The organism is Roseibium denhamense (assembly GCF_009711415.1).
Classification (GTDB): domain Bacteria; phylum Pseudomonadota; class Alphaproteobacteria; order Rhizobiales; family Stappiaceae; genus Roseibium; species Roseibium denhamense.
On sequence record NZ_SMLZ01000113.1, the window covers coordinates 146782 to 166757 of the forward strand.

General features: G+C 57.1%; 14 protein-coding genes. 5 read left to right on the plus strand and 9 right to left on the minus strand.

What is annotated here, in order from left to right:
• Positions 1-13: 13 nt before the first annotated feature.
• The 3 genes from E1180_RS17085 to E1180_RS17095 form a co-directional block, all read right to left on the minus strand.
• Positions 14-628, minus strand: a complete 615-nt coding sequence (locus E1180_RS17085) for a response regulator transcription factor (RefSeq protein WP_155192898.1) — start codon at positions 626-628, stop codon at positions 14-16.
• Positions 618-1832 carry a two-component system sensor histidine kinase NtrB gene (locus E1180_RS17090; RefSeq protein WP_155192900.1) on the minus strand — a complete coding sequence of 405 codons (1215 nt, stop codon included), beginning with the start codon at positions 1830-1832 and terminating at the stop codon, positions 618-620. Before E1180_RS17090 ends, E1180_RS17085 begins: the two co-directional genes overlap by 11 nt.
• Before the next feature lie 73 nt (positions 1833-1905).
• On the minus strand, positions 1906-3078 hold the full coding sequence (locus E1180_RS17095) for a pyridoxal phosphate-dependent aminotransferase (protein WP_155192902.1): 1173 nt from the start codon (positions 3076-3078) through the stop codon (positions 1906-1908).
• Between the two features lie 282 nt (positions 3079-3360).
• Here E1180_RS17095 and E1180_RS17100 point away from each other — a divergent pair, with 282 nt between their 5' ends.
• The gene (locus E1180_RS17100) at positions 3361-6885 is read left to right on the plus strand and encodes a PAS domain-containing hybrid sensor histidine kinase/response regulator (protein WP_155192903.1); all 3525 of its coding nucleotides are present in this window, start codon (positions 3361-3363) and stop codon (positions 6883-6885) included.
• 235 nt (positions 6886-7120) lie between these two features.
• On the opposite strand, the gene E1180_RS22275 is transcribed toward E1180_RS17100, so the two are convergent.
• The 3 genes from E1180_RS22275 to E1180_RS17110 form a co-directional block, all read right to left on the minus strand.
• Complete coding sequence (locus tag E1180_RS22275; protein WP_208997200.1) at positions 7121-8452, minus strand: putative bifunctional diguanylate cyclase/phosphodiesterase; 1332 nt, start codon at positions 8450-8452, stop codon at positions 7121-7123.
• Positions 8376-9611 (minus strand): hypothetical protein, encoded by a 1236-nt coding sequence (locus tag E1180_RS22280; protein WP_208997201.1) that lies wholly within the window; start codon positions 9609-9611, stop codon positions 8376-8378. The genes E1180_RS22275 and E1180_RS22280 overlap by 77 nt, the downstream gene beginning before the upstream one ends.
• Positions 9612-9892: 281 nt before the next feature.
• Entirely contained in the window at positions 9893-10573 is a 681-nt protein-coding gene (locus tag E1180_RS17110; RefSeq protein ID WP_283404538.1) for a response regulator transcription factor, read from the minus strand.
• 409 nt (positions 10574-10982) lie between these two features.
• On the opposite strand from E1180_RS17110, the gene E1180_RS17115 reads away from it, so the two are divergent.
• Complete coding sequence (locus E1180_RS17115) at positions 10983-11849, plus strand: acyl-CoA thioesterase (RefSeq protein ID WP_155192907.1); 867 nt, start codon at positions 10983-10985, stop codon at positions 11847-11849.
• 17 nt (positions 11850-11866) lie between these two features.
• Here the strand turns inward: E1180_RS17115 and E1180_RS17120 are convergent, their stop codons facing one another.
• The 3 genes from E1180_RS17120 to E1180_RS17130 form a co-directional block, all read right to left on the minus strand.
• Positions 11867-12424, minus strand: a complete 558-nt coding sequence (locus tag E1180_RS17120; RefSeq protein ID WP_155192910.1) for an SPX domain-containing protein — start codon at positions 12422-12424, stop codon at positions 11867-11869.
• Between the two features lie 102 nt (positions 12425-12526).
• Entirely contained in the window at positions 12527-14179 is a 1653-nt protein-coding gene (locus tag E1180_RS17125; protein WP_155192913.1) for a cisplatin damage response ATP-dependent DNA ligase, read from the minus strand.
• 162 nt (positions 14180-14341) lie between these two features.
• The gene (locus E1180_RS17130) at positions 14342-16663 is read right to left on the minus strand and encodes a methyl-accepting chemotaxis protein (protein WP_155192915.1); all 2322 of its coding nucleotides are present in this window, start codon (positions 16661-16663) and stop codon (positions 14342-14344) included.
• 308 nt (positions 16664-16971) lie between these two features.
• Here E1180_RS17130 and E1180_RS17135 point away from each other — a divergent pair, with 308 nt between their 5' ends.
• The 3 genes from E1180_RS17135 to E1180_RS17145 all read left to right on the plus strand — a co-directional run bounded on the left by E1180_RS17135 (position 16972) and on the right by E1180_RS17145 (position 19976).
• A complete protein-coding gene (locus E1180_RS17135; protein ID WP_208997202.1) occupies positions 16972-19086 on the plus strand; it encodes a DEAD/DEAH box helicase in 2115 nt (704 codons plus the stop codon).
• A gap of 102 nt (positions 19087-19188) precedes the next feature.
• Entirely contained in the window at positions 19189-19602 is a 414-nt protein-coding gene (locus tag E1180_RS17140; protein WP_155192920.1) for a DNA-binding protein, read from the plus strand.
• Positions 19581-19976, plus strand: a complete 396-nt coding sequence (locus E1180_RS17145; RefSeq protein ID WP_155192922.1) for a hypothetical protein — start codon at positions 19581-19583, stop codon at positions 19974-19976. The genes E1180_RS17140 and E1180_RS17145 overlap by 22 nt, the downstream gene beginning before the upstream one ends.

The following is a 19976-nucleotide window of genomic DNA, read 5'->3' on the forward strand; positions in this document are numbered from 1 at the left end:
GGGAAATACGTAGTTATGCTCCGGCGCCATGCCCCAGGACGATGCGGACAAGGTCGGCAGCGTTTCGCGCTCCAAGCTTTTCCATGATACGGGCCCTGTGAACTTCGACCGTGCGCGGGCTGATTCCCAAGGTCCGTCCGGCCTCCTTGTTGGAAGCGCCATCGGTGATCTGGGTCAGAACTTCGTGTTCGCGCCGGGTCAGCAGTTCGGATCCCTTGAAGGACGGATCCACCTGGGGGACGGCATTCCGCTTCTTCATCGCAGTCAGACTGTCCCGGACGCGTTCCAGGACCGCATCGGCGGAAAAAGGTTTTTCAATGAAATCGAACGCACCGTTCCGGATGGCCTCGACCGCCATCGGAATATCGCCCTGCCCTGATATGATGAACACCGGCGCCGGATACTGTTCGGCGTTCAGGGCCTTCAAGATCTCGATGCCGGACCGCCCGGGCATATGAACATCGAGCATGACACATGCCGGTGCCGACTTGCTGGCGGACTTTACGAACTCGTCGCCATCGGAAAATGTTTCGACAACATAGCCCTCCATGCTGAACAGGACTGAGAGGGCGTCCCGAACGGCAGGGTCGTCATCAACAATGTAAATGGCCTCCGCTTCAGCTTTCATCTCGTTCGGTTCCTATTGTTCCTGTCAGTGTCATAGAGCTGTGGTCATCATGGTGCCGACCGGCAGGATCATGAACCGGGAGGGACAACAGAAAAGACGCGCCTTTTCCAGCCTGTGTCGTCTCCAATCTAAGATCGCCCCCATGATTTTGCGCAATTGAGCGGGAAATCGCCAGTCCCAGTCCCACGCCCTTGTGCTTCATTCTAGTAAATGCCTTGAACAGTCCGTCCACCAGATGCGGCGGCACCCCCGGCCCGTTGTCCTGGATGCGGAACTCGATGGTATCATCGCCCTGCGAGACGGCGAGAACGACCGCTGGCTCGGCAACATCAGTCACGGCCTCACGGGCGTTTCGGAGCAAGTTGATCAGGATCTGGCGTATCTGCACCGGGTCCGCTTGCAATGGCGGTAGAGAGCGTTCCACCTCCATCCGGATCATGCCCGCTTTATCAACCGTCCCTAGTTCCGCCATTTCAACGCAGGTTTTTACCAACTCGGCCACGTAGATCGATTGGCGCTCCGGTGCCTTTTTCTCAACCAGGCTGCGCATGCGCTGAATAATCTCGCTCGCGCGCTCCGCTTCCCTGACCGCCTTGTCCATGATGTCCAGGATGAGGGGATCAAGCGCGGCGTCGGTTTTGGCCTTGCGCGAGGCAGACTGAAGATACAAAAGAACCGCGGTTAGCGGCTGATTGAGCTCGTGCGCGATCGCCGCTCCCATTTCGTCAAGCGCACTGATCCGGGTCATATGCAGCAGCTGGGCCTGGGTTTTGGCCAAACTGTCTTCTATCTGCTTGCGCGGACGCAAATCCCGGAGAATGCCAATAAACTGGCGGCCGCAAGGCGTTGCCGCCTCGCCAACGGATAACTCGACCGGAAACTCTGCCCCATCCTTGTGCCGGCCACGGACTTCCCGGCCAATACCGATGATCTTCTTGTGTCCGGTGGTCAGATAGTTGTGAACATACTGATCATGCGCTGAGGCATAACTTGCGGGCATGATACGGGCGACGTTTTGCCCAAGCAGCTCAGTTGCTTCGTAGCCAAACAACCGCTCGCAAGCCTTGTTGAAGGCAAGGATCTGACAGCGGTCGTTGATCACAATGATGCCGTCTGCTGCGGTGTCGAACACGCTGGCGAGCCGTGCTTCGGATACGCCCGTGCTTTCGTCCTGGTCCCGGTCTATGACACCGTCTTCGGCCATCTCTTCCTCAAATGGAAATCGCGTCCACTCAAGGTTTACGGACTTTCACGTATACCAGCAACCCATTCGTGCGCTAAATCTCTGGCAACCAACCGCTAATTCTGTGAACCGCTTCTTCAAGATGATCCTTGCGGCGTGCATAACACAGCCGAAGATATGGCTCTCCGCCCGCCCCGAAGGCTGTTCCAGGGGCCAGTCCGACACCGGTCTGGCGCACAAGGTCAAGCGCAAACTGACGGGTGTCGGTCACGCCATCGATCTCAAAGAAAAGGTAAAAAGCGCCTTCTGGCGGCACAAGCCGGACCCTGTTGAGTTCCTGAAGGCCGCGAACGACCGTTTCCCGGCCGGTTCGCGCGCGCTCCATCTGGCTGGCAAGGAATTCGCTTCCATCCTTCAACGCAGCAATCGCACCCCATTGGGAGAAACTCGGAACACCTGAAGTCGAATATTGGATGAGGCTTTCAATGACCTGGCCAAGCACCGGCGGCGCCGAGATCCATCCCAGCCGCCAGCCGGTCATGGCCCAATTCTTCGACATGGAGTTCACATAAATGATCCGGTCATCGTCATCAGCGACGTCATAGAAGGACGGCGCGCGCGCACCATCTCCGTAATAAAACAGCGCATAAATCTCATCAGCGATGATCCACAGACCGTGTTTGCGGGTCAGGTCCAAAACAGCGGCGAGTTGATCCCGGGTCGCTGTCCAGCCGGTCGGATTGCAGGGGGAGTTCAGGAAAAGCGCTGTTGTCGAAGGTGTAATGGCACCCTCGATTGCCGCCAAGTCCAAATCCCAACCTTGATCGGAGGCAGGCATGGGCACACACACCGCATGCGCCCCGTTGATGTTGACCGCCGCAGTGATGTTGGGCCACGCAGGGGTCGGGACAATAACCTCACTACCGGAACCGGCAACGGCTTGAACCGCCAGCTGGATGGATTGCATGCCCGACCCAGTTACGAAAAACCGGTCTGACGAAAACGGCTTTTGGTAGAGGTCTTGATGATAGCTGGCCAGAGCTTCACGGAGCTGCGGAATTCCTCGCTGGTAGGTGTAAAAGGTTTCTCCGCGGTCCAGAGACTGTTTCGCTGCTTCGCAAATGAAATCAGGCGTCGGCAAATCGCCCTCACCTGCCCATAGCGGAATAAGATCATCGCGGCCCCAACCGGCGTTGAACACTTCCACAATGCCGCTTTCCGGTGCATTGCGGGCTTCCCGGCTCAAACTGTCGAACAATCGTGACATCAGCACCCTCTACCCTTCTGGTCCCGGCGGACCATACAACCGTTCGCAGGAAATGTGTCATGAAAGCCTGTGAAGCCATCTTCACGGAGATTGATCTTTGCGGGTACTGGTGTCATTGCGTGCCTCCAAACCCCCTTCGCAAGGCGAATAGACAGATACGCCTTGCTATGGTCGGATCATCCAAACAGAACGGCGCGCACCCGTGGAATGGGGTTTTGGCCCCTACTCTCCGGCGAAGGTGTGACGGCGTCGGCGCTAATCGGGAGGTAAATCCGCCGGGTCATGTTGCACGGATGGATCGTGATATTGGTCGCGATGGCCTACATCCTTCTGCTGTTTGCAATCGCCAGTTATGGCGACCGCATTCCGCGGCGGGGCCTGCCGCGCAATAGCGGAAGGCCTTTCATCTATGCGCTTTCCCTATCCGTCTACTGCACATCCTGGACCTTCTTCGGATCTGTCGGCAATGCCAGCCGGACCGGCGCAGAGTTTCTGACGATCTATATCGGGCCGCTCCTCGTCTTTGCGTTCGGATACCCGCTCCTCAAGCGCATGATCCAGATTTCCAAGGCGGAGAGCATCACCTCGGTCGCCGATTTTATTGGTGCGCGTTACGGCAAAAGCCAGTCGGTCGCAGCCCTGGCAACGCTCATCGCCGTGATCGGCGTCATTCCTTACATTGCTCTCCAGCTCAAAGCCGTCTCTTTATCGATCACCACCATGGTCGGGCCAATGATCCTCTCCATCGCGCCCTTTACGGTGATATTTGACGACATCACGCTGATGATTGCCCTTGGCATGGCCATCTTCAGCTGGGCCTTCGGGACCCGCCATATTGATGCGACCGAACACCAGGAAGGCCTCATGCTGGCGATTGCAGCTGAAGCGGTGGTCAAGCTGGTCGCGTTCCTTGCGGTCGGCATTTGGGTCACATACGCCATGTTTGACGGGCCGTTCGACCTCATCCGGTCAATTACGGAGGCCCCAGAGGTCGCTGAAGTCTTTGAAGCCCCGCTCAACTACAGCAACTGGCTGGTCATGTCTGTGCTCTCGGCCTTTGCGGTCTTGCTGCTGCCACGCCAATTCCATGTGACAGTGACGGAAAACAATTCGGACACGGAACTGCGCCGCGCCGTTTGGCTGTTTCCCGTCTACCTCGTGCTGATCAACCTGTTTGTCATCCCCATCGCCGCGGCAGGGCTCTTGAGGTTTGGGGAGGATATCAATCCGGACACTTTCGTTCTGGCGCTGCCCATTGACGCCGGTCAGCACTGGCTGGCCCTTTTTGCCTTTATCGGCGGCCTGTCGGCCGCAACGGCAATGGTTATCGTCGCAACTGTTGCCCTTGCGATCATGATCTCCAACGACATTGTCGTCCCGTTGCTTCTGCGCCGCCACAAGGAAGAGGATCTTATCAACGCGGGCGGACGGGATATGAGCCGCCGCCTTCTGACAATCCGGCGCCTTGCCATCTTTGGCATTCTGCTGCTGGCCTATGCCTATTATCAGGCAGCCGGCGACACCGCCGCGCTTGTTTCTATCGGCTTGTTATCGTTTGCCGCGATTGCCCAATTCGGACCAGCCTTTATCGGTGCACTTTTCTGGCGGCGGGCAACGGCTGTTGGCGCCCTTGCCGGTTTGAGCAGCGGTTTTCTTGTTTGGGCCTACACACTGCTTTTGCCGACTTTCGCGCAGTCCGGCTTGTTTTCCGATGCCATCCTGACAACGGGACCTTTTGGCATCGAACTGCTGAACCCTCAGGCCCTGCTTGGCTTCCAGGGCGATCCTTTCATCCACGGCGTCCTATGGAGCCTTGGAACCAACATCGTCTTCTTTATCGGCGGATCATTTGTGCGCAAACCGCTTCCCGCTGAAACGCTGCAAGCGAATGTCTTCGTGCCTGCCGAACTGACACCGGCCCCCCATTTGCGTTTCTGGCGGACGACTGCCACCGCCGGTGATCTTCAGGCAACGGTCGCCCGCTATCTCGGCGAAGAACGCACGGACCGCTCGTTTCAACGCTATGCACGCGAGCGCGGGATTGTGCTTGAACCCGGCGTTCAGGCCGATGCCGGACTCTTGAGGTTTTCCGAACAGCTCCTGGCAAGCGCGATTGGCGCGGCTTCTTCGAGGCTCGTCCTTACCTTGATGCTGAAGCGCTATGATCCTTCGGCCAAGGCGGCGGTCAAGTTGCTGGATGACGCATCGGCGGCGATCCAGCACAACCGGGATCTGCTGCAGACCGCGCTTAACCAGGTCCGGCAAGGGATCGGCGTCTTTGACAGCGATCTCAGGCTGATCTGCTGGAACCGGCAATTCCGGGATCTGCTGGGCTTGCCGGCAGAGTATGGCCAGGTCGGCACGCAGCTGGACACGATCATACGGTTCAACGCAGAACGCGGCGAGCATGGTGCGGGTCCCGTCGAGGCGATAGTCGCCGACCGGATCGAGAAGCTCGTGATCCGCCAGGAGACTTTCCAGGAATACATGACCTCGAGCGGGCTTGTGCTGGAGGTCCGGATCAGTCCGATGCCAGGCGGCGGCATCGTAACGACCTATACCGATATCACGGAGCGTGTCGCAGCCGAGGCCGCACTGGCCAAGGCGAACGAAACCCTCGAACGGCGGGTGCGTGAGCGGACGGAAGAACTGACGCATGTCAATGAACGGCTGGTCGAGGCCACAAGGGCCGCAGAAGAGGCCAATATCGGCAAGACGCGGTTCCTGGCCGCTGCCGGCCACGACATTCTGCAACCGCTCAACGCTGCCCGGCTCTATGCGTCAGTGCTCGTGGACAAAGCCTGCGAAGGTGAGAATGCCACGCTGGCCAGCAACGTGGAATCAGCCCTTGAGTCGGTGGAAGACATCCTGGGCGCCGTTCTTGATATCTCGCGCCTCGACACCGGTGCCCTGAAGCCGGAGCAAACCGTCTTCCACCTCGATGAATTGCTGCGCGGCATAGAGCTCGAGTTTCGCCCCGTTGCGATGGAAAAGGGTCTCGACTTCCGCGTCGTGCCGACCTCTGCCTCCGTGCGCAGTGACCGCCGGCTGCTCCGCCGTCTGCTACAGAACCTTGTCTCCAACGCCATCAAATACACCGAACATGGCAAGGTTCTGCTCGGCTGCCGCCTTCAGGGGAACAAGGTACAGGTTGAAGTTCATGACACCGGCATGGGCATCGCCCCTGCCAAACAGAAGATCATTTTCGAGGAGTTCCATCGGCTGGATGATGGGATGCGGATGGCCAAGGGGCTTGGCTTGGGATTGTCCATTGTTGAACGCATCAGCCATGTTCTTGCGCACCCGGTAAAGCTGCGGTCAAGCCGCAACAAGGGCTCCTGCTTCTCCGTCGAACTGCCGCGTTCGGCGGCATTGCCCGACCGACTGCCCAAGACTAAGACACCCGCAATTGCCGGGCAGCTTGACGGGTTGTGCGTGGTGGCCATCGATAACGAACCGGATATCTTGTCCGGTATGCATCATCTTCTGACGAATTGGAATTGCAGGGTGGTGACCGCGTCAGACGCAATAGAAGCCGCTACGTTAGTGAACGAAACCGGTTTTTCGCCGGATGTCATCCTTGCCGATTATCATCTCGATCACAGCACTGGCATAGAGGCAATTGTTCATCTGCGCTGGAAATTCGGCGCGCATATTCCGGCCTTGCTGATTACCGCCGACCGCAGCCGTGCGGTGCGGACCGCAGCTGCGGAGAAGGACATCACCCTCTTCAACAAGCCCGTGAAACCGGCGTCCTTGCGCGCGCATTTGAGCCGGTGCCATTCCGGCCCGCAGGCAGCCGAGTAGCGCCGCAGCAATAGCCCGCCCCTCGCCCGCAAAAGTGACATACGGTTCAATGCACGGATGCCGGAGCAAGTAGTGCCATCTCCGGTGCTGCCGAAGCGCGATCAATGTCCTGAATTCAGGGATTTCTGCCGGTCAGATGAGCGGGCGGAACATCGGGATCGATTTGCCATCCGAAGCTGAACGATTGTGAAGTGGCCGAGCATCCTTGAGCGTTTAAAACAAAACGCCCGATGCTCTAGGAAACAGATCGCAGGTTCGGGTTCCGCGGGGCCGTACTCGGCGACCGTTCTTCCCAATCTTCCTTGCTGATGTTTGTGATCTGCATGGGATTGGGGTCGGGCCTACCGAAATAATAGCCCTGCATCATGTCGCAGCCCAGCGTGCGAAGGGCGTCAACCTGGAACTGGCGCTCAACGCCCTCGGCTGTTACTTCGAGCCCGAGGTTATGTGCCAGCGCGATGACAGCTGAGATAATGGCGAGACCGTCGCTGCGTTCACCGATTTCAGCCACGAATGACTTGTCGATCTTGATCTTGTCGAACCGGTGTTGGCGCAGATAGGACAGTGACGAATAGCCGGTTCCGAAATCGTCCAGGGAAATCTTAATACCGAGATCCCGCAGCTGCTGAAGCTTGTCAGTTGCCGACCCTACGTCCTTGAGAAAAACGGATTCGGTGATTTCAAGAACAAGCCGTTCCGCCGGAAACCCCGTCCTTTCCAAGATGCTTGCGATGTTGTCGACCAGATTTGGCTCCAGGAACTGAACCGGTGACAGGTTGACCGCAACACTGTTCAACTCCGGAACCGTTGCGGCAACGCTGCAGGCGCGCTCCAGCACCCAGTCTCCAAGCGGCAGGATCAGGCCGGCATGCTCGGCAATTGGAATGAAGACATCAGGCGGGATTTCGCCTCGTGTCGGGTGGTCCCAACGTACCAGAACCTCGCTGGAGGCGACCTTACCCGACCGTGCCTCGACAATCGGCTGAAACTCGATGGACAGCTTCTGGAATTCAAAAGCTTCTCGAAGGTCCGCCTCAAGTAGCCGGCGCTCGCGCACCTCCCGTTCCATCTGCTGTTCGAACGCGATTGCCCGACCGCGGCCGCTTTCCTTGGCCCGGTAGAGCGCAATGTCTGCTTTCCGCATCAGATCGTCGACAGAGTCGCTCGCATTTTGACGACGCGTGTATCCAACGGTTGCCCCGATGGCGAAATCGCGGCTACCAATCCGGAAAGGCCGCCGGGCCGTGGTCACCAGTTCGTCGGCAAAGTCCGCAGCGGCCTGGTCCGATGTGAAGCGTCCAAGAGCGGCGAACTCATCGCCTCCGAACCGCGCCAGCGAAACCTTACCTTCACTGATTTCCCGGAAACGCTCAGCGACTTGGCGCAACAACTCGTCACCGGCCGGATGGCCGCTGGTATCGTTTACAACCTTGAAGTTATCGAGATCGATCAGGAAAAGCGTCAGGCTCGTTTCCCCGGTGCGCTTCTGGTCATTTAAGCGGCGTTCCGCATGGTTCAGGAACCAGCTGCGGTTGCCGAGACCGGTCAGGGAATCGTGTTCTGCCATATGAGTGATCAGAGCGTTGGCGCGATGAGCATCGGTCACATCCGAGGCCACACCGCGATATCCGCTGAAAGATCCGTGGTTGTCGTAAACTGGCTGTGCTGCCAAAGACCACCACCTTTGTATCGTTGTTGACATTGAGCCCAATGACAATCTCCCGGAAAGGTTCACGGGCATTCACCGCGTCCTGCAGCTTGCGCAACGCCGCGCGCGCTTTGGTATCATCCAAGGAGTATCCAAGATCGACCATTCGCATCGCTTTGAGTTGCGTGAGCGTGCGTCCGCTGGCAGCGACGAACCGGTCTGAAATGTTCCGGAAGTTTCCCGAACTGTCTGTTTCCCAAATCCAGTCGCTGGTCTTTTCCTCATATTCGTTGAGCAGCAGGGCAATCAGATTTCCGCGCTGTTCGAGCTCGGATTCTGCGAGAAAATGGGAGGCGAAGAGCCAGGCTGCGGCCGTGATACTTCCGATCACCGCGCATGTGTAGCTAGTGAGCAGGAACATCAGGGTATACATGCCCGGGCCGGAATGAATCAGCAAGGAGGCGACGGCGGCGACGTAAAGCAAAACGACCCAGCGGATGGCAGCTTGCGGGACAGTCGACAGGGTAAACCCCCCGCCGCAGAGCATTCCGGTTGTCACACAGGCAGCCACAAGAACGCCGACCGGATCGCCGACATAAAAGGCTGACAGCGGAACGGCCGCCCATAGCGAACTCAGCATAGTCGCTCTTTGGACCGTTTTGGTGAGCGCTCTGCGTGAAGCGATTTCGATCTTGTTCTTGCGGGTCCGGTGCCGGCTGTAGGCCATCAGCCCGATCAGCGTGAGAACAGCGCCCGCCCACACCAGCACATAGACGGCCGGCAAAAAGGTGAGAAAGACAGGGACCACAACCAGCACATTGACAATGTTGGCTAGGATGTTGAACGCGGTGTTCCGTGCGATGCTCGCGACCTGCGCGGCGCGCACACGGCCCGACAGGTACTCGTCGACAACAGGGTACCCAAAGGCACGCAGCAGAGCGCGCTCGGGCGATGCCGTCTTGGTACCTACTTGTTTGCCCCATGCCTTGTAGGCCTTGGGCAAATGAGTATCTCCCGGAGACACAATCGCACGCAAAATTGTCTGAAAAATCAGCCCCCAATGGGCATTCAGCCGCATTATGCCTCCGCTTGACTACTGACTTACCTACATGCGGTGCACATCCGCTGGGGGAGGAAATTACCCCTATTCTCTGAAGGTACCGTAAAAGCGGGCGTGGGATTATGCAGGTGACAGGTAATCAACAGCGATGTCCACACTTAAGACTGGGAACGTCGTTAATGATGCGGATACACTGACGCTAGCGTCACGTTGCAACCATAGATTTACTTTTTGAGTATAGTCAAAACCGACAGGGGTTACAGTGAGGTATGCCCTGTTCCCTGCCGTTAGAGGACGTATCAAGCGCTGGCCGTCTCCGCCGTTTCCCCGCCGATTTGCCATTGACCGGCTTCGATCTTGGAGGCGGCAATCACTGCCTGGGTCCTGCTTTCAACCCCGAGTTTCTGAAGGATAGCGGACACATGAGCTTTGACGGTGGCTTCCGATACGGACAGCTCGTAGGCAATCTGCTTGTTCAGCAAGCCTTCAGACAGCATCATCAGAACACGCACCTGCTGCGGTGTCAGTGTTCCAAGCCTTTGAACCAGATCACCTGCCCCGTCATCCGCTCCGAGATCCACATCCGGCGGGGTCCGCATGTTGCCGTCCATGACCTCAGAGATTGCCTGACGGATGACGTCAATGCCGTGGGATTTGGGAATGAACCCGGCAGCGCCGAACTCGATTGCGCGCCGGATGGCTTGAGGCTCTTCATTGGCGGACACCACAACCACGGGAACGCTTGAATACTGCGCCCGAAGGTACATCAGTCCTGAAAAGCCGCGCATGCCCGGCATGGTCAAATCCAGCAGGACAAGGTCAACCTCACCATCATTTTCAAGCTTTGCGGTCACATCTTCCAGCGCGCCGGCTTCTTCGATCTTGGATTGAGGATATTGGGTCTCAAGTGTCTGGCGCAACGCGCCGCGGAAAAGGGGATGGTCGTCCGCAATGATGAATCGATACGAAGTCGCCGACACGTTGTTTTCCTCCCTAACGGCCAAGGCGTTTTTTCCGGCCCGACGGGATTGATGCCCGACGCTATGCCATCGGCCGTCCGGCCCGTTGTTCCCGGGCGTTGTTTTCGGCCTTGCTAAAGTATGTTTGCATCAAGGCCAGCGCGCAAGTCAAACCAACAGTGTCGAAAACTGTGTTGCCTTGACCAAAATCCGGGGCTTAGCCGCTGTCATGCCCTGTGAAACCGTCTCCGCAGGTGCGAGATATTACGCAGTTGCAGCATGAATTATGTTATCCCGTAAGCTGAATTTCCGCAATATTCTGTCGAACAAAAAGGTAGTTATGCAATTCGTCTTGCGCGGATACAAACTTTCGTGCCTATAAAGAATCTCCAATTCATATATTTTGCGGCGCTTAAGAAACTTATCAATCATGACAATTCAAAACACCTTGCATTCCTTTGTGAACCGGTGGGAATGCGACGAAAACGACCACCTTAACGTCCAATTCTATTTCAGCCGTTTTGAGGAAGCCGACCGGCAGTTCCGTCAGGTGTCCGGACTGAACGAAACCCTTGTGGGAACCCGGCGGGTGCGCCATGTGCGCTACCACAAGGAGCTGAGGACCGGCGATCTGGTGTCAGTCCAATCCAGCATCGCATTTGACGGCCCGCACATGTTTACCGTCTTGCACGAAATGCGGAACAAAGTCTCCGGCGTTTTGGCGGCAACAGCACTTGATGGTTACGAGCCGAGCCTGAACTCGGCGAAGGTGCTCCGCCAACGCTTCAACGACTTCCAATGCCCGATGATTTCAGAGGCAAATCCGCGTGGAATACCGGCTGCGCCCGCACATGGAAAAGTCTCCCGCGACGGGCTCCTGGCCAAGGGAGCGGAAGTCTGTTTCTTGGGAACCGTTCTGCCGCGGAACATTGGGCCAGATGGCAAGGCCGATGACCAGTTTGCCCTGGCATCATGCACCGATGGTGTTCCTCACGTTTGGCAGCGCACACCGATGACCCATTCCTATCTGACTGAGAACGGGCTTGGCCGGGTTGCTGTTGAAATGAAACTGACTTGGGCAACACCGCTCAAGACCGGTGACATGATCCAGGTTGTGAGCGGCTTCAGCGGTGTTCAGGAAAAGACCTTCAGTATGCGCCACCATATTTTTGAAAGCCGCACGAACCGGCTTGCTGCCGTTCTGGATGTGGTTGCCCTGACGATGGATCTCAGCTCACGCCGCGCTGTTTCACTACCGGACGACGCTCCCAAAGCAATTGCGGCCATGCTGATCTGAGCCGGGTCTTCCCGGCGTCAGTTGCCGGTCCCCTCCAGGTCGCGCTGCAATTCCCGAACCATGCCAAACAGGCGGCGCATCGCGCTTTCGGTAAAATCGAGAACCTTATCCAGTTCTTCTTCGTCATCTGCGGTGAGGCGGTTAGACTTCGTGTCATTTCCGTCCTCAGACCCGGATTGGGGATCGGAGCGGTCAAGGGCTGAGCCAGGCGGCAGCTGGCTGTCCGCCTTCTCAGCTTCCTCCTCCAGGCTTTCCAGTCTGGCGGTCAGCCGGTCGACCTCAGCAGCAAGATCGTTGATTTCAGCGATGTAAGCATCCTCGGCCAGAGGCACCGGATTGCACCGCCAGGCTTCATTCAGTTTCCGGCAAACAGAAACAGTTCCGGCCCGGCGGTCGACCCGCAAGACATCGCCGTCCAGCGCGACGAGCGAATAGCGTCCGGTCTCTCCCGCGCTCACCGCCTCTTCGTCTTCAGGAGAAAGCACTTCCTGAGACAGTGCAGCCGGTGCGCCGGCCAGCACCATCATAATGCCACTTGCCAGGCACAGATTGGACAAGGTCTTTACGAGATCCATGAATTTGCTCCGAAGTCTACGCCCTGATCTGGGTTGGTTGCCATGATTCCATGGCCAAAGCACGGCCAACTGTAAAAAACTGCCCGCTTTCCCTACAGTGTTTCAACCGGCCTTCTCAAGGCTCGGCAACATAGTCTCCAGGGTTTCAAGCCAATCCGCCTCGGCGGCCGGTTTATCCCACCTCAGCCTTGAAACACGCGGGAACCGCATCGCGACACCAGACTTATGCCGCGTCGACCTGTTGAGCCCCTCAAATGCAATCTCAAGAACCAGCCCGTGGTCCTTGCCGTGGGCGACCTCGCTCACAGGACCGAAACGGTTGATCGTGTTTTTGCGGACAAACCGGTCGATCTCCCGCAACTCTTCATCGGTAAAGCCGAAATAGGCCTTTCCAACCGGAACCAGTTCGTCTCCATCAGCGGCCGGCCGCCAAACGCCGAATGTGTAATCCGAATAAAAGGAGGACCGCTTGCCATGGCCGCGCTGGGCATACATCAGCACCGCATCGATCAGACGCGGTTCCCGTTTCCATTTGTACCAGAGCCCTTTCGGACGGCCAGTCACATAGGGGGCATCCCATCGCTTCAACATCAAGCCTTCCACGGCATCCGCATCATCTTGCGGCAACAAGGTGCCCGGCTCCGAGCGGGCTGCTGCGATGTCGTCCCATGAGGCCGCTTCCACCATGGGAGAAAGGTCTATGCCTGGATGGTCAAGCTCTTGAACGAAAACCTCAAGCTTCTGGCGGCGCTCACGAAATGGGCGGTCCCGCAGATCCTCACCCTCAAGGACCAGCAAATCATAGACACGGATCGCCGCAGGATACTCCTTGATGAGTTTCGGCCCGGCTGTTTTCCGGTTAAGGCGCTTCTGCAAATCGGAGAACGGCCGGACGACACCATCCTCGCCCCTGATCAGAAGTTCACCATCAATCGCGGCGTTGAAGTCCAGTATGTCCATGACGTCGGGAAATGCGCGGGAGATATCATCGCCCGTCCTGCTGAACAGCCGCTTCACCGGCCCGCTCTTTGCCAATCCCGAGGCCGCTTGCACCCGGATCCCGTCCCATTTCCATTCAACGGCAAAGGTCCCCGCATCCAGGCTTTGCAGGTCCTTCTCCGCATCCAGCGGATGTGCCAGCATGACGGGCCGGAACGGGGCCGGGTCCTCGGTCTCCGGCGGCCCCGCCCGGCCTTCAACCCACGCAAAAAGCGTTTCATAGGGTGGCTTCAACCCGTGCCAGACTTCCTCAACCTGATTGACGGAGAGATCCCCCTGCTTAGCGATTGACGTTTTTGCAAGGCGCGCAGACACACCGACCCGGAGACCGCCGGTGATCAGCTTCAAAAGGGCCCAGCGGCCGGTGTCATCAAGACTGTCCAGCCATCCCGCGACCTGGCCCGGCACTTCGGATTTCCCGCTGGTCGATAACCGCTCGACAATTTCGGACAAAGACGGCGCATCCGTCAGGCCCGCGTCCTCCGGCCTAGGCCACATCAACGCAATGGTCTCGGACATGTCACCGACAAAATCATAGGACAGGCCAAACAGCACCGGGTCGGTCCGCTCGCTGATCAAGGCCCGCAGCATGGCAGGTTTTGCATGTTTGAACGTGAGGCCACCGGTCAATGCCGCCAGCGCGTACCCGCGATCCGGGTCCGGTGTTTCGGAAAAGTAGCGCACAAGCAGCGCTTCCTTGGCAAGGCGCCTTGGCTCCAAGGAAAGCCGGTCCAAAAGCTGTGCAAAGGCCTGCATGAAATCAACCAGCCGGGAGAGTGCTTTAAAACGATCACTTCCCCGCTACATCGGTGTTTTCACTGCGGGATCAAGCCCCAGAATATCGGGCGTTTCCTCCGAAACGCCCAAAGACGCCCGGTCACTCGAAAATCAATCCCGAAATACCGTCCGCTGATCTGGTCAGGCAGCTTCTGCCGCCCGGCCAGCTTGAGAACGGTACTGAAGACCGACCAGATCATCGCGGACCCATTTGATCTCCATGGGGAAGGCGCCGCCAACGCCGTCCTCGTAGAGGACTTCCTGCCCCTGTTCAGCGCCCGCAAAGGCTGTCACTCCAAGACCGCCCTCGGAGCTGTTGATCAATCGGATCGAAATCCGTTTGCCGTCAGCAGTCACCAAACTAATCTTCTGACCCATTTCCTGTTTCCGGCTCGCATTCCGGCGTTCTTCGACATCACGGGCCATCTCATTGAGGAAGCCTTCGATCCCTTGAGACATTTCGTCAGCAACGTTTTTCACTGCAACAGCAATGTGATCCACTGTCTCGGCTTCACCTGCAGTTGCCTGGATCGCCTGATCCACAGTGTCCGCGCTGTTGACCGCATTCGTCGTCTCGCTTGCAGCCATGGTGATGCTTTGCGAGATTTCCTGTGTTGCAATACTTTGCTCGCCGACCGCTGCCGTGATGGCCCCTGTCACTTCACTGATCATCTCGATGGAACCGGAGATCTTGCGAATGGAGTCAACAGCTTCGCTGGTCAGTCCCTGGACCGACGAAATCTGACTTGAGATTTCTTCAGTTGCCTTGGCGGTCTGGGTCGAGAGTTCCTTGACCTCGGCGGCGACGACCGCAAAGCCCTTGCCTGCATCCCCTGCCCGGGCGGCCTCAATGGTCGCGTTCAACGCCAGGAGATTTGTCTGTTCGGCAATGGCGCGGATCATCTCAACGACAGTGCCGATTTTTTCAACCGCTTCCGCGAGGCTGGAAACATTGCCGTCCGTTTGCTGGGCCACGCCAGTGGCATCTTCAATGACGTTGCTGGCCCGGTCCGCCTGGCTCAGAATTTCCTGGATCGCAGCAGACATTTCTTCAGCCGCCGCCGCCACGGTTTGCACGTTGTCAGATGATGACGAGGAGGCATTCTTGGCCTCGGATGCAGCACTGGAAGCCCATTGCGAGATATCGCGGACGCGTGCGGCAATGTCAGTCATCTGACCGGTTTTTTCGTTCACGTCTCCAGTGACGCTGGCCATCAGATCGCGGAACTTCTCGATGAGATTTTCCATCTGGTTCTGGCGCATCCGTTCGCGGTTGCGCTCCTTGGCAGCTTCGGTCTCCAAAACGCTACGAACACGAGCATTTTCCTGGAACACCTCGCCTGCTCGGGCCAGATCGCCGACAACGTCTGTGCGATCACTGAACGGCATCTTCAGATCGACATTGCCGTCTGCAATATTCATCAGGCCGTGCGCCAGCTTTGCAAGAAGGTTGTTCACGTTGCGGACTTGCCAAATGCAAATGGAAAAGGTGAGCAAGACGACAATAACCGTCTCCCAGATCACCGCCATGAAATGACTATTCGCTGCATCTGCAAGTTCCTGGGCACGTTTTTCACCTGCATAGAGCATTTCCAGAGAAGCTTCGCGGATGAGGTTCAGGCGCTCCGTTGCCTTCCCGAACCAAACAGAGCCATCAATGCCTTGCCCGTCTTTCGTTTGCGGCAATGATCGTAATACTTTTCGCCACTCCACAACTTGATCAACTGCCGGACCGGCAACCTTCTGGTCAAACAAGGCAACATGTTTCGGAAAAGCAATCGCCCTAAAATCTTTCAAAAACGCGCCTTCTACCGACAGGCGATCATAGTAGGCGAGGAAGCGATCAATCGGCACATCACCGGTCTTGCCAACAATTGTGAAGAGCTGACCACCGATCGCCCGCTCCAGACCGCCGGCTTCTATCGCTTCCGTAAGCAGCAGGAACGGAGACATATCCTGAGCGTATTCGCTATCGGCGCTGGCCTGAACCCCTGTCCAAATGAGTGAAATCAACTGCCGGACGTTACCTGAGTAAAACTTTAGGTTTTCGGCTCCACTGATGGACTTGTTGTCTATACCACGCCGATGGGCGTCGATAGTTTCGAGGTTCCCAGACATACTGTGCACTTCTTCCATAACCACCGAGTTATAGACATCAAAACCTTCGACCGAGGTATTAAAATCCGCAATCGCTTTGTCGGTTGCATCACGTTGAGCGGCCAGAAGCTCTTTTGGCTTTTCAGCGTATCCGGACGCGATCATTACCGCAGTCCGGCCACGCTCTTTCTGCAACTCGTGTATAACCCCTTCCGACTTTTCCGCTATCAGGGCTTTTGGCAGAATGTCCGATGCTATTCGGCTCTCATATCGCGCTTCATATAAAGCGATAGAACTCTGGATCAGGAACGCCACCAACGGAACGATGGCGAGAAGTGCAATTTGAGCGCGAATTGATTTGAACATCCAAAACCCCAGCGAAATTCTGTCATGCAAATTTAACGCAGAGGCAGGTTAAAAATTTACATATACCCAAAGATGTAATTCCCTACATCTTTATACTATCGGTATTAATTAAATGGACGCGAAAGAAGCGATTTTGCCAATACGGCCAATACTTACAATATCGCTCAAAATATGAGCATTTCTTTCTGGTGGACGTCGCTGCGATAAGCCTGTATAAGCCGCGACCCACAAGGGCCTGCATGGTGATGGCCTCATCCGGTAGACTGCTGATTGGCACGCAGGTGATCCGGAGCAGTCGAAAGAATCCAATGACCGAATTGACGTCCCTTGCCCCGGCCCTGAAGGCCGCGCTGGCAAAAAAAGGCTATGAAAGCCTCACTCCCGTTCAAGAATCCATCCTCAGCGAAGCGCCGCCTGCAGCGGATCTGCTGGTCTCCGCACAGACCGGGTCCGGAAAGACCGTGGCCTTCGGCCTGGCATTGGCGCCAACCATACTGGGCGAGCAAGAGCATCTAGGACAGGCGGGTGCACCGGTCGCTCTTGCCATTGCGCCGACACGCGAACTGGCGCTTCAGGTCAAGGAAGAGCTGACCTGGCTCTATGGCGAAGCCGGTGCGGTGACCGCATCTTGCGTTGGCGGCATGGACCCGCGCGCTGAGCGGCGCGTTCTGGACCGGGGCGCCCATATTGTTGTCGGAACACCTGGCCGTTTGCGCGACCATATTGAACGCGGCGCGCTTGACCTTTCCGAAATCAAAGCCGTCGTGCTGGATGAAGCCGACGAGATGCTCGACATGGGATTCCGGGAAGACCTGGAGTTCATTCTGGACGCCGCGCCGGAAACCCGCCGGACTCTCATGTTCTCGGCAACGGTACCGAAACCGATTGCCGAACTTGCGAAACGCTTCCAGAAAGACGCTGTCCGTCTGTCGACAATTAATGCCCGCGAACAGCACGGCGACATCGACTATGTTGCCCATCCGGTCGCGCCAAATGAGCGTGAAAACGCGATCATCAACGTGCTGCGCCTGCATGAAGCTGAAAAGGCAATCGTCTTCTGTGCCACGCGTGAAGGCGTCAGCCGTTTGACCGCGCGCCTCGCAAACAGGGGGTTTGCGATCGTGTCGCTCTCCGGCGAACTCAGCCAGGAGCAGCGCACGGCCGCCTTGACCGCCATGAAAAACGGTACGGCCCGCGTTTGTGTCGCAACCGACGTTGCTGCGCGTGGCATCGATTTGCCGAACCTTGATCTCGTGATCCACGCAGACCTACCAACCGGCAAGGCTGCCCTTTTGCACCGTTCGGGCCGGACAGGCCGCGCCGGGCGCAAAGGTACTTGTGTGCTGATGGTTCCCTTCCCCCGCCGCCGTCAGGCAGAGCGCACGATGCAATTTGCCGGCATCAAGGCGACCTGGACGGGGGCACCGACCGCAGATGAGATCTGGGCAAAAGACAAGGAACGCCTACTGGCAGATCCTGTTTTGACCGCAGAGCTTGAAGACGAACAACGCGCCATTGCCACGGAGCTCCTGGCCCTGCACAGCCCGGAGCAACTGGCAGCCGCCTTCGTTAAGCTTCGCCAGTCCCGCCTGCCTGCGCCGGAAGATGTTTCGGCGTTGAATGAGAACGCGTTGCAAGGCCGCGATGCCGGCTCGCGCGGCGGCCGCAGCGCTGAAATCAAAAACAACTTCGAAGATGGCGTCTGGTTCTCGCTGTCGCTTGGCCACCGTCAGCGGGCAGAACCGCGCTGGATCCTGCCGCTGATCTGCCGGGCCGGTCATGTGACCAAAAAGGAAGTCGGCGCGATCAAGATCTTCCAAAACGAGCTCTATTTCGAGATTTCCGGCAAGCATGGCGAACGTTTTAACAGCACCGTCAAGCGTGAAGGCACGGGCGAGGAAAACGTTACCATCAAGCTGCTGGACGCGCGCGGTGGACAGATGCCGCAGCCGCCGAAGGAAGACAACCTCCGGGGCGGCGGCAATCGCGGCCGCGGTGATCGGGATCGCGGCGACAGAGGTGACCGGGGTGATCGGGGCGGCTCTCAAAACCGGCGCCCGCGCCGCGGCGATGCGCCCGACTACGAGGACATGGGCCGCGAGGACACCTTGAAACCAAAGCGCGGTCCTAAACGCGACTTTGATGCTCCACGCGGCAAGAAACGCCGCCGTGACGATGATGATGCCAAACCGCATCACCCGGCCTATGAGCCGCTGGATGTGAAAGCGCTTGACCGGGAAAGCCGCGCTGATGAACGGCCCAAGCAGCGCAAACCGCGCGGGGCAGACGCAGAGGCCGGTGATGAGGGCCGCCGCAAACCGCGTGCAGCCTCGGGCGGAAAACCGTCGACGCCCAAGAAAAAAGCGGCCAAGAAAAACAAGCCCTCGCGCGCCCAGCGCAAGGCTGCCAAAGCTGGAAATTAGAGCCTAAAAAAGCACTCATAGAGTTTATTTTCAGAAATAAACTAAATGGTTGCATTTCCCTTGAAGCGGTCATTAGATTAGACCGCGTTTCAAGAGGGCTTAATGCACAAGGACGATCTTCAAGCAATTGCACAAGCGAAAATCGACGATGCGGACTTTCTATTTTCGCATCGTCGATACTCCAATTCTTACTATCTTTTTGGTTTTGGCGTGGAGATCGCAATCAAAGCGCGCATTGCACGCGTGTTTTCAAGTGAAACGATACCAAACAAAAAATTTGTACAAGACATCTACACACATGATCTTGATAAGCTCATCAACCTTGCAGGTCTGAAACAGGACTTGAATTCCAAGACAAGCAAATCGGCGAGATTTGCCGCTTTTTGGTCAATTGCATCCGATTGGTCAGAACGTTCTCGATACGATATGATCGATGCCTTCAGCGCGACGGCCTTGCGAAATGCTATTCAAGATCCCGAAGAGGGTATTTTCAAATGGCTACGAACACATTGGTAGAGACGGACATTGAAGCAGGTATCGAGTTGGTACGTGCTCTGGACAGCGCCTTTTTCGGTGTCGTGGCAGCACTCTGGCTTTATCAATCAGATACGGACAAGTGGAAGTTCGTCATTGCCTGTACAGCCAAACCAAACCAAATCGAGAGCAAAATATTAGAAGCGGCTCAGATTGTTGCGAACCACCGTAACATGACAGATGCGCCGCACATACTCGACCTGTCTCGCGTTAGGATCGTCGGCAATACCGATCCTTTGATTAGCGGACTCAAGCCCGTCATACGTCTCGATGGGCTCGGGCGCGTGCAATTTTCAAATAATCTTATCAATGGCATCTATATTGAAGATGCGGTCATACATCGAATGGCTGCATAA

Bases quoted from the DNA above. Each gene is read 5' to 3' on its own strand.
- E1180_RS17085 (WP_155192898.1), bottom strand. From the start codon at position 628: ATGAAAGCTGAAGCGGAGGCCATTTACATTGTTGATGACGACCCTGCC.
- E1180_RS17090 (WP_155192900.1), bottom strand. From the start codon at position 1,832: ATGGCCGAAGACGGTGTCATAGACCGGGACCAGGACGAAAGCACGGGC.
- E1180_RS17095 (WP_155192902.1), bottom strand. From the start codon at position 3,078: ATGTCACGATTGTTCGACAGTTTGAGCCGGGAAGCCCGCAATGCACCG.
- E1180_RS17100 (WP_155192903.1), top strand. From the start codon at position 3,361: ATGTTGCACGGATGGATCGTGATATTGGTCGCGATGGCCTACATCCTT.
- E1180_RS22275 (WP_208997200.1), bottom strand. From the start codon at position 8,452: ATGGCAGAACACGATTCCCTGACCGGTCTCGGCAACCGCAGCTGGTTC.
- E1180_RS22280 (WP_208997201.1), bottom strand. From the start codon at position 9,611: ATGCGGCTGAATGCCCATTGGGGGCTGATTTTTCAGACAATTTTGCGT.
- E1180_RS17115 (WP_155192907.1), top strand. From the start codon at position 10,983: ATGACAATTCAAAACACCTTGCATTCCTTTGTGAACCGGTGGGAATGC.
- E1180_RS17120 (WP_155192910.1), bottom strand. From the start codon at position 12,424: ATGGATCTCGTAAAGACCTTGTCCAATCTGTGCCTGGCAAGTGGCATT.
- E1180_RS17125 (WP_155192913.1), bottom strand. From the start codon at position 14,179: ATGCAGGCCTTTGCACAGCTTTTGGACCGGCTTTCCTTGGAGCCAAGG.
- E1180_RS17130 (WP_155192915.1), bottom strand. From the start codon at position 16,663: ATGTTCAAATCAATTCGCGCTCAAATTGCACTTCTCGCCATCGTTCCG.
- E1180_RS17135 (WP_208997202.1), top strand. From the start codon at position 16,972: ATGACCGAATTGACGTCCCTTGCCCCGGCCCTGAAGGCCGCGCTGGCA.
- E1180_RS17140 (WP_155192920.1), top strand. From the start codon at position 19,189: ATGCACAAGGACGATCTTCAAGCAATTGCACAAGCGAAAATCGACGAT.
- E1180_RS17145 (WP_155192922.1), top strand. From the start codon at position 19,581: ATGGCTACGAACACATTGGTAGAGACGGACATTGAAGCAGGTATCGAG.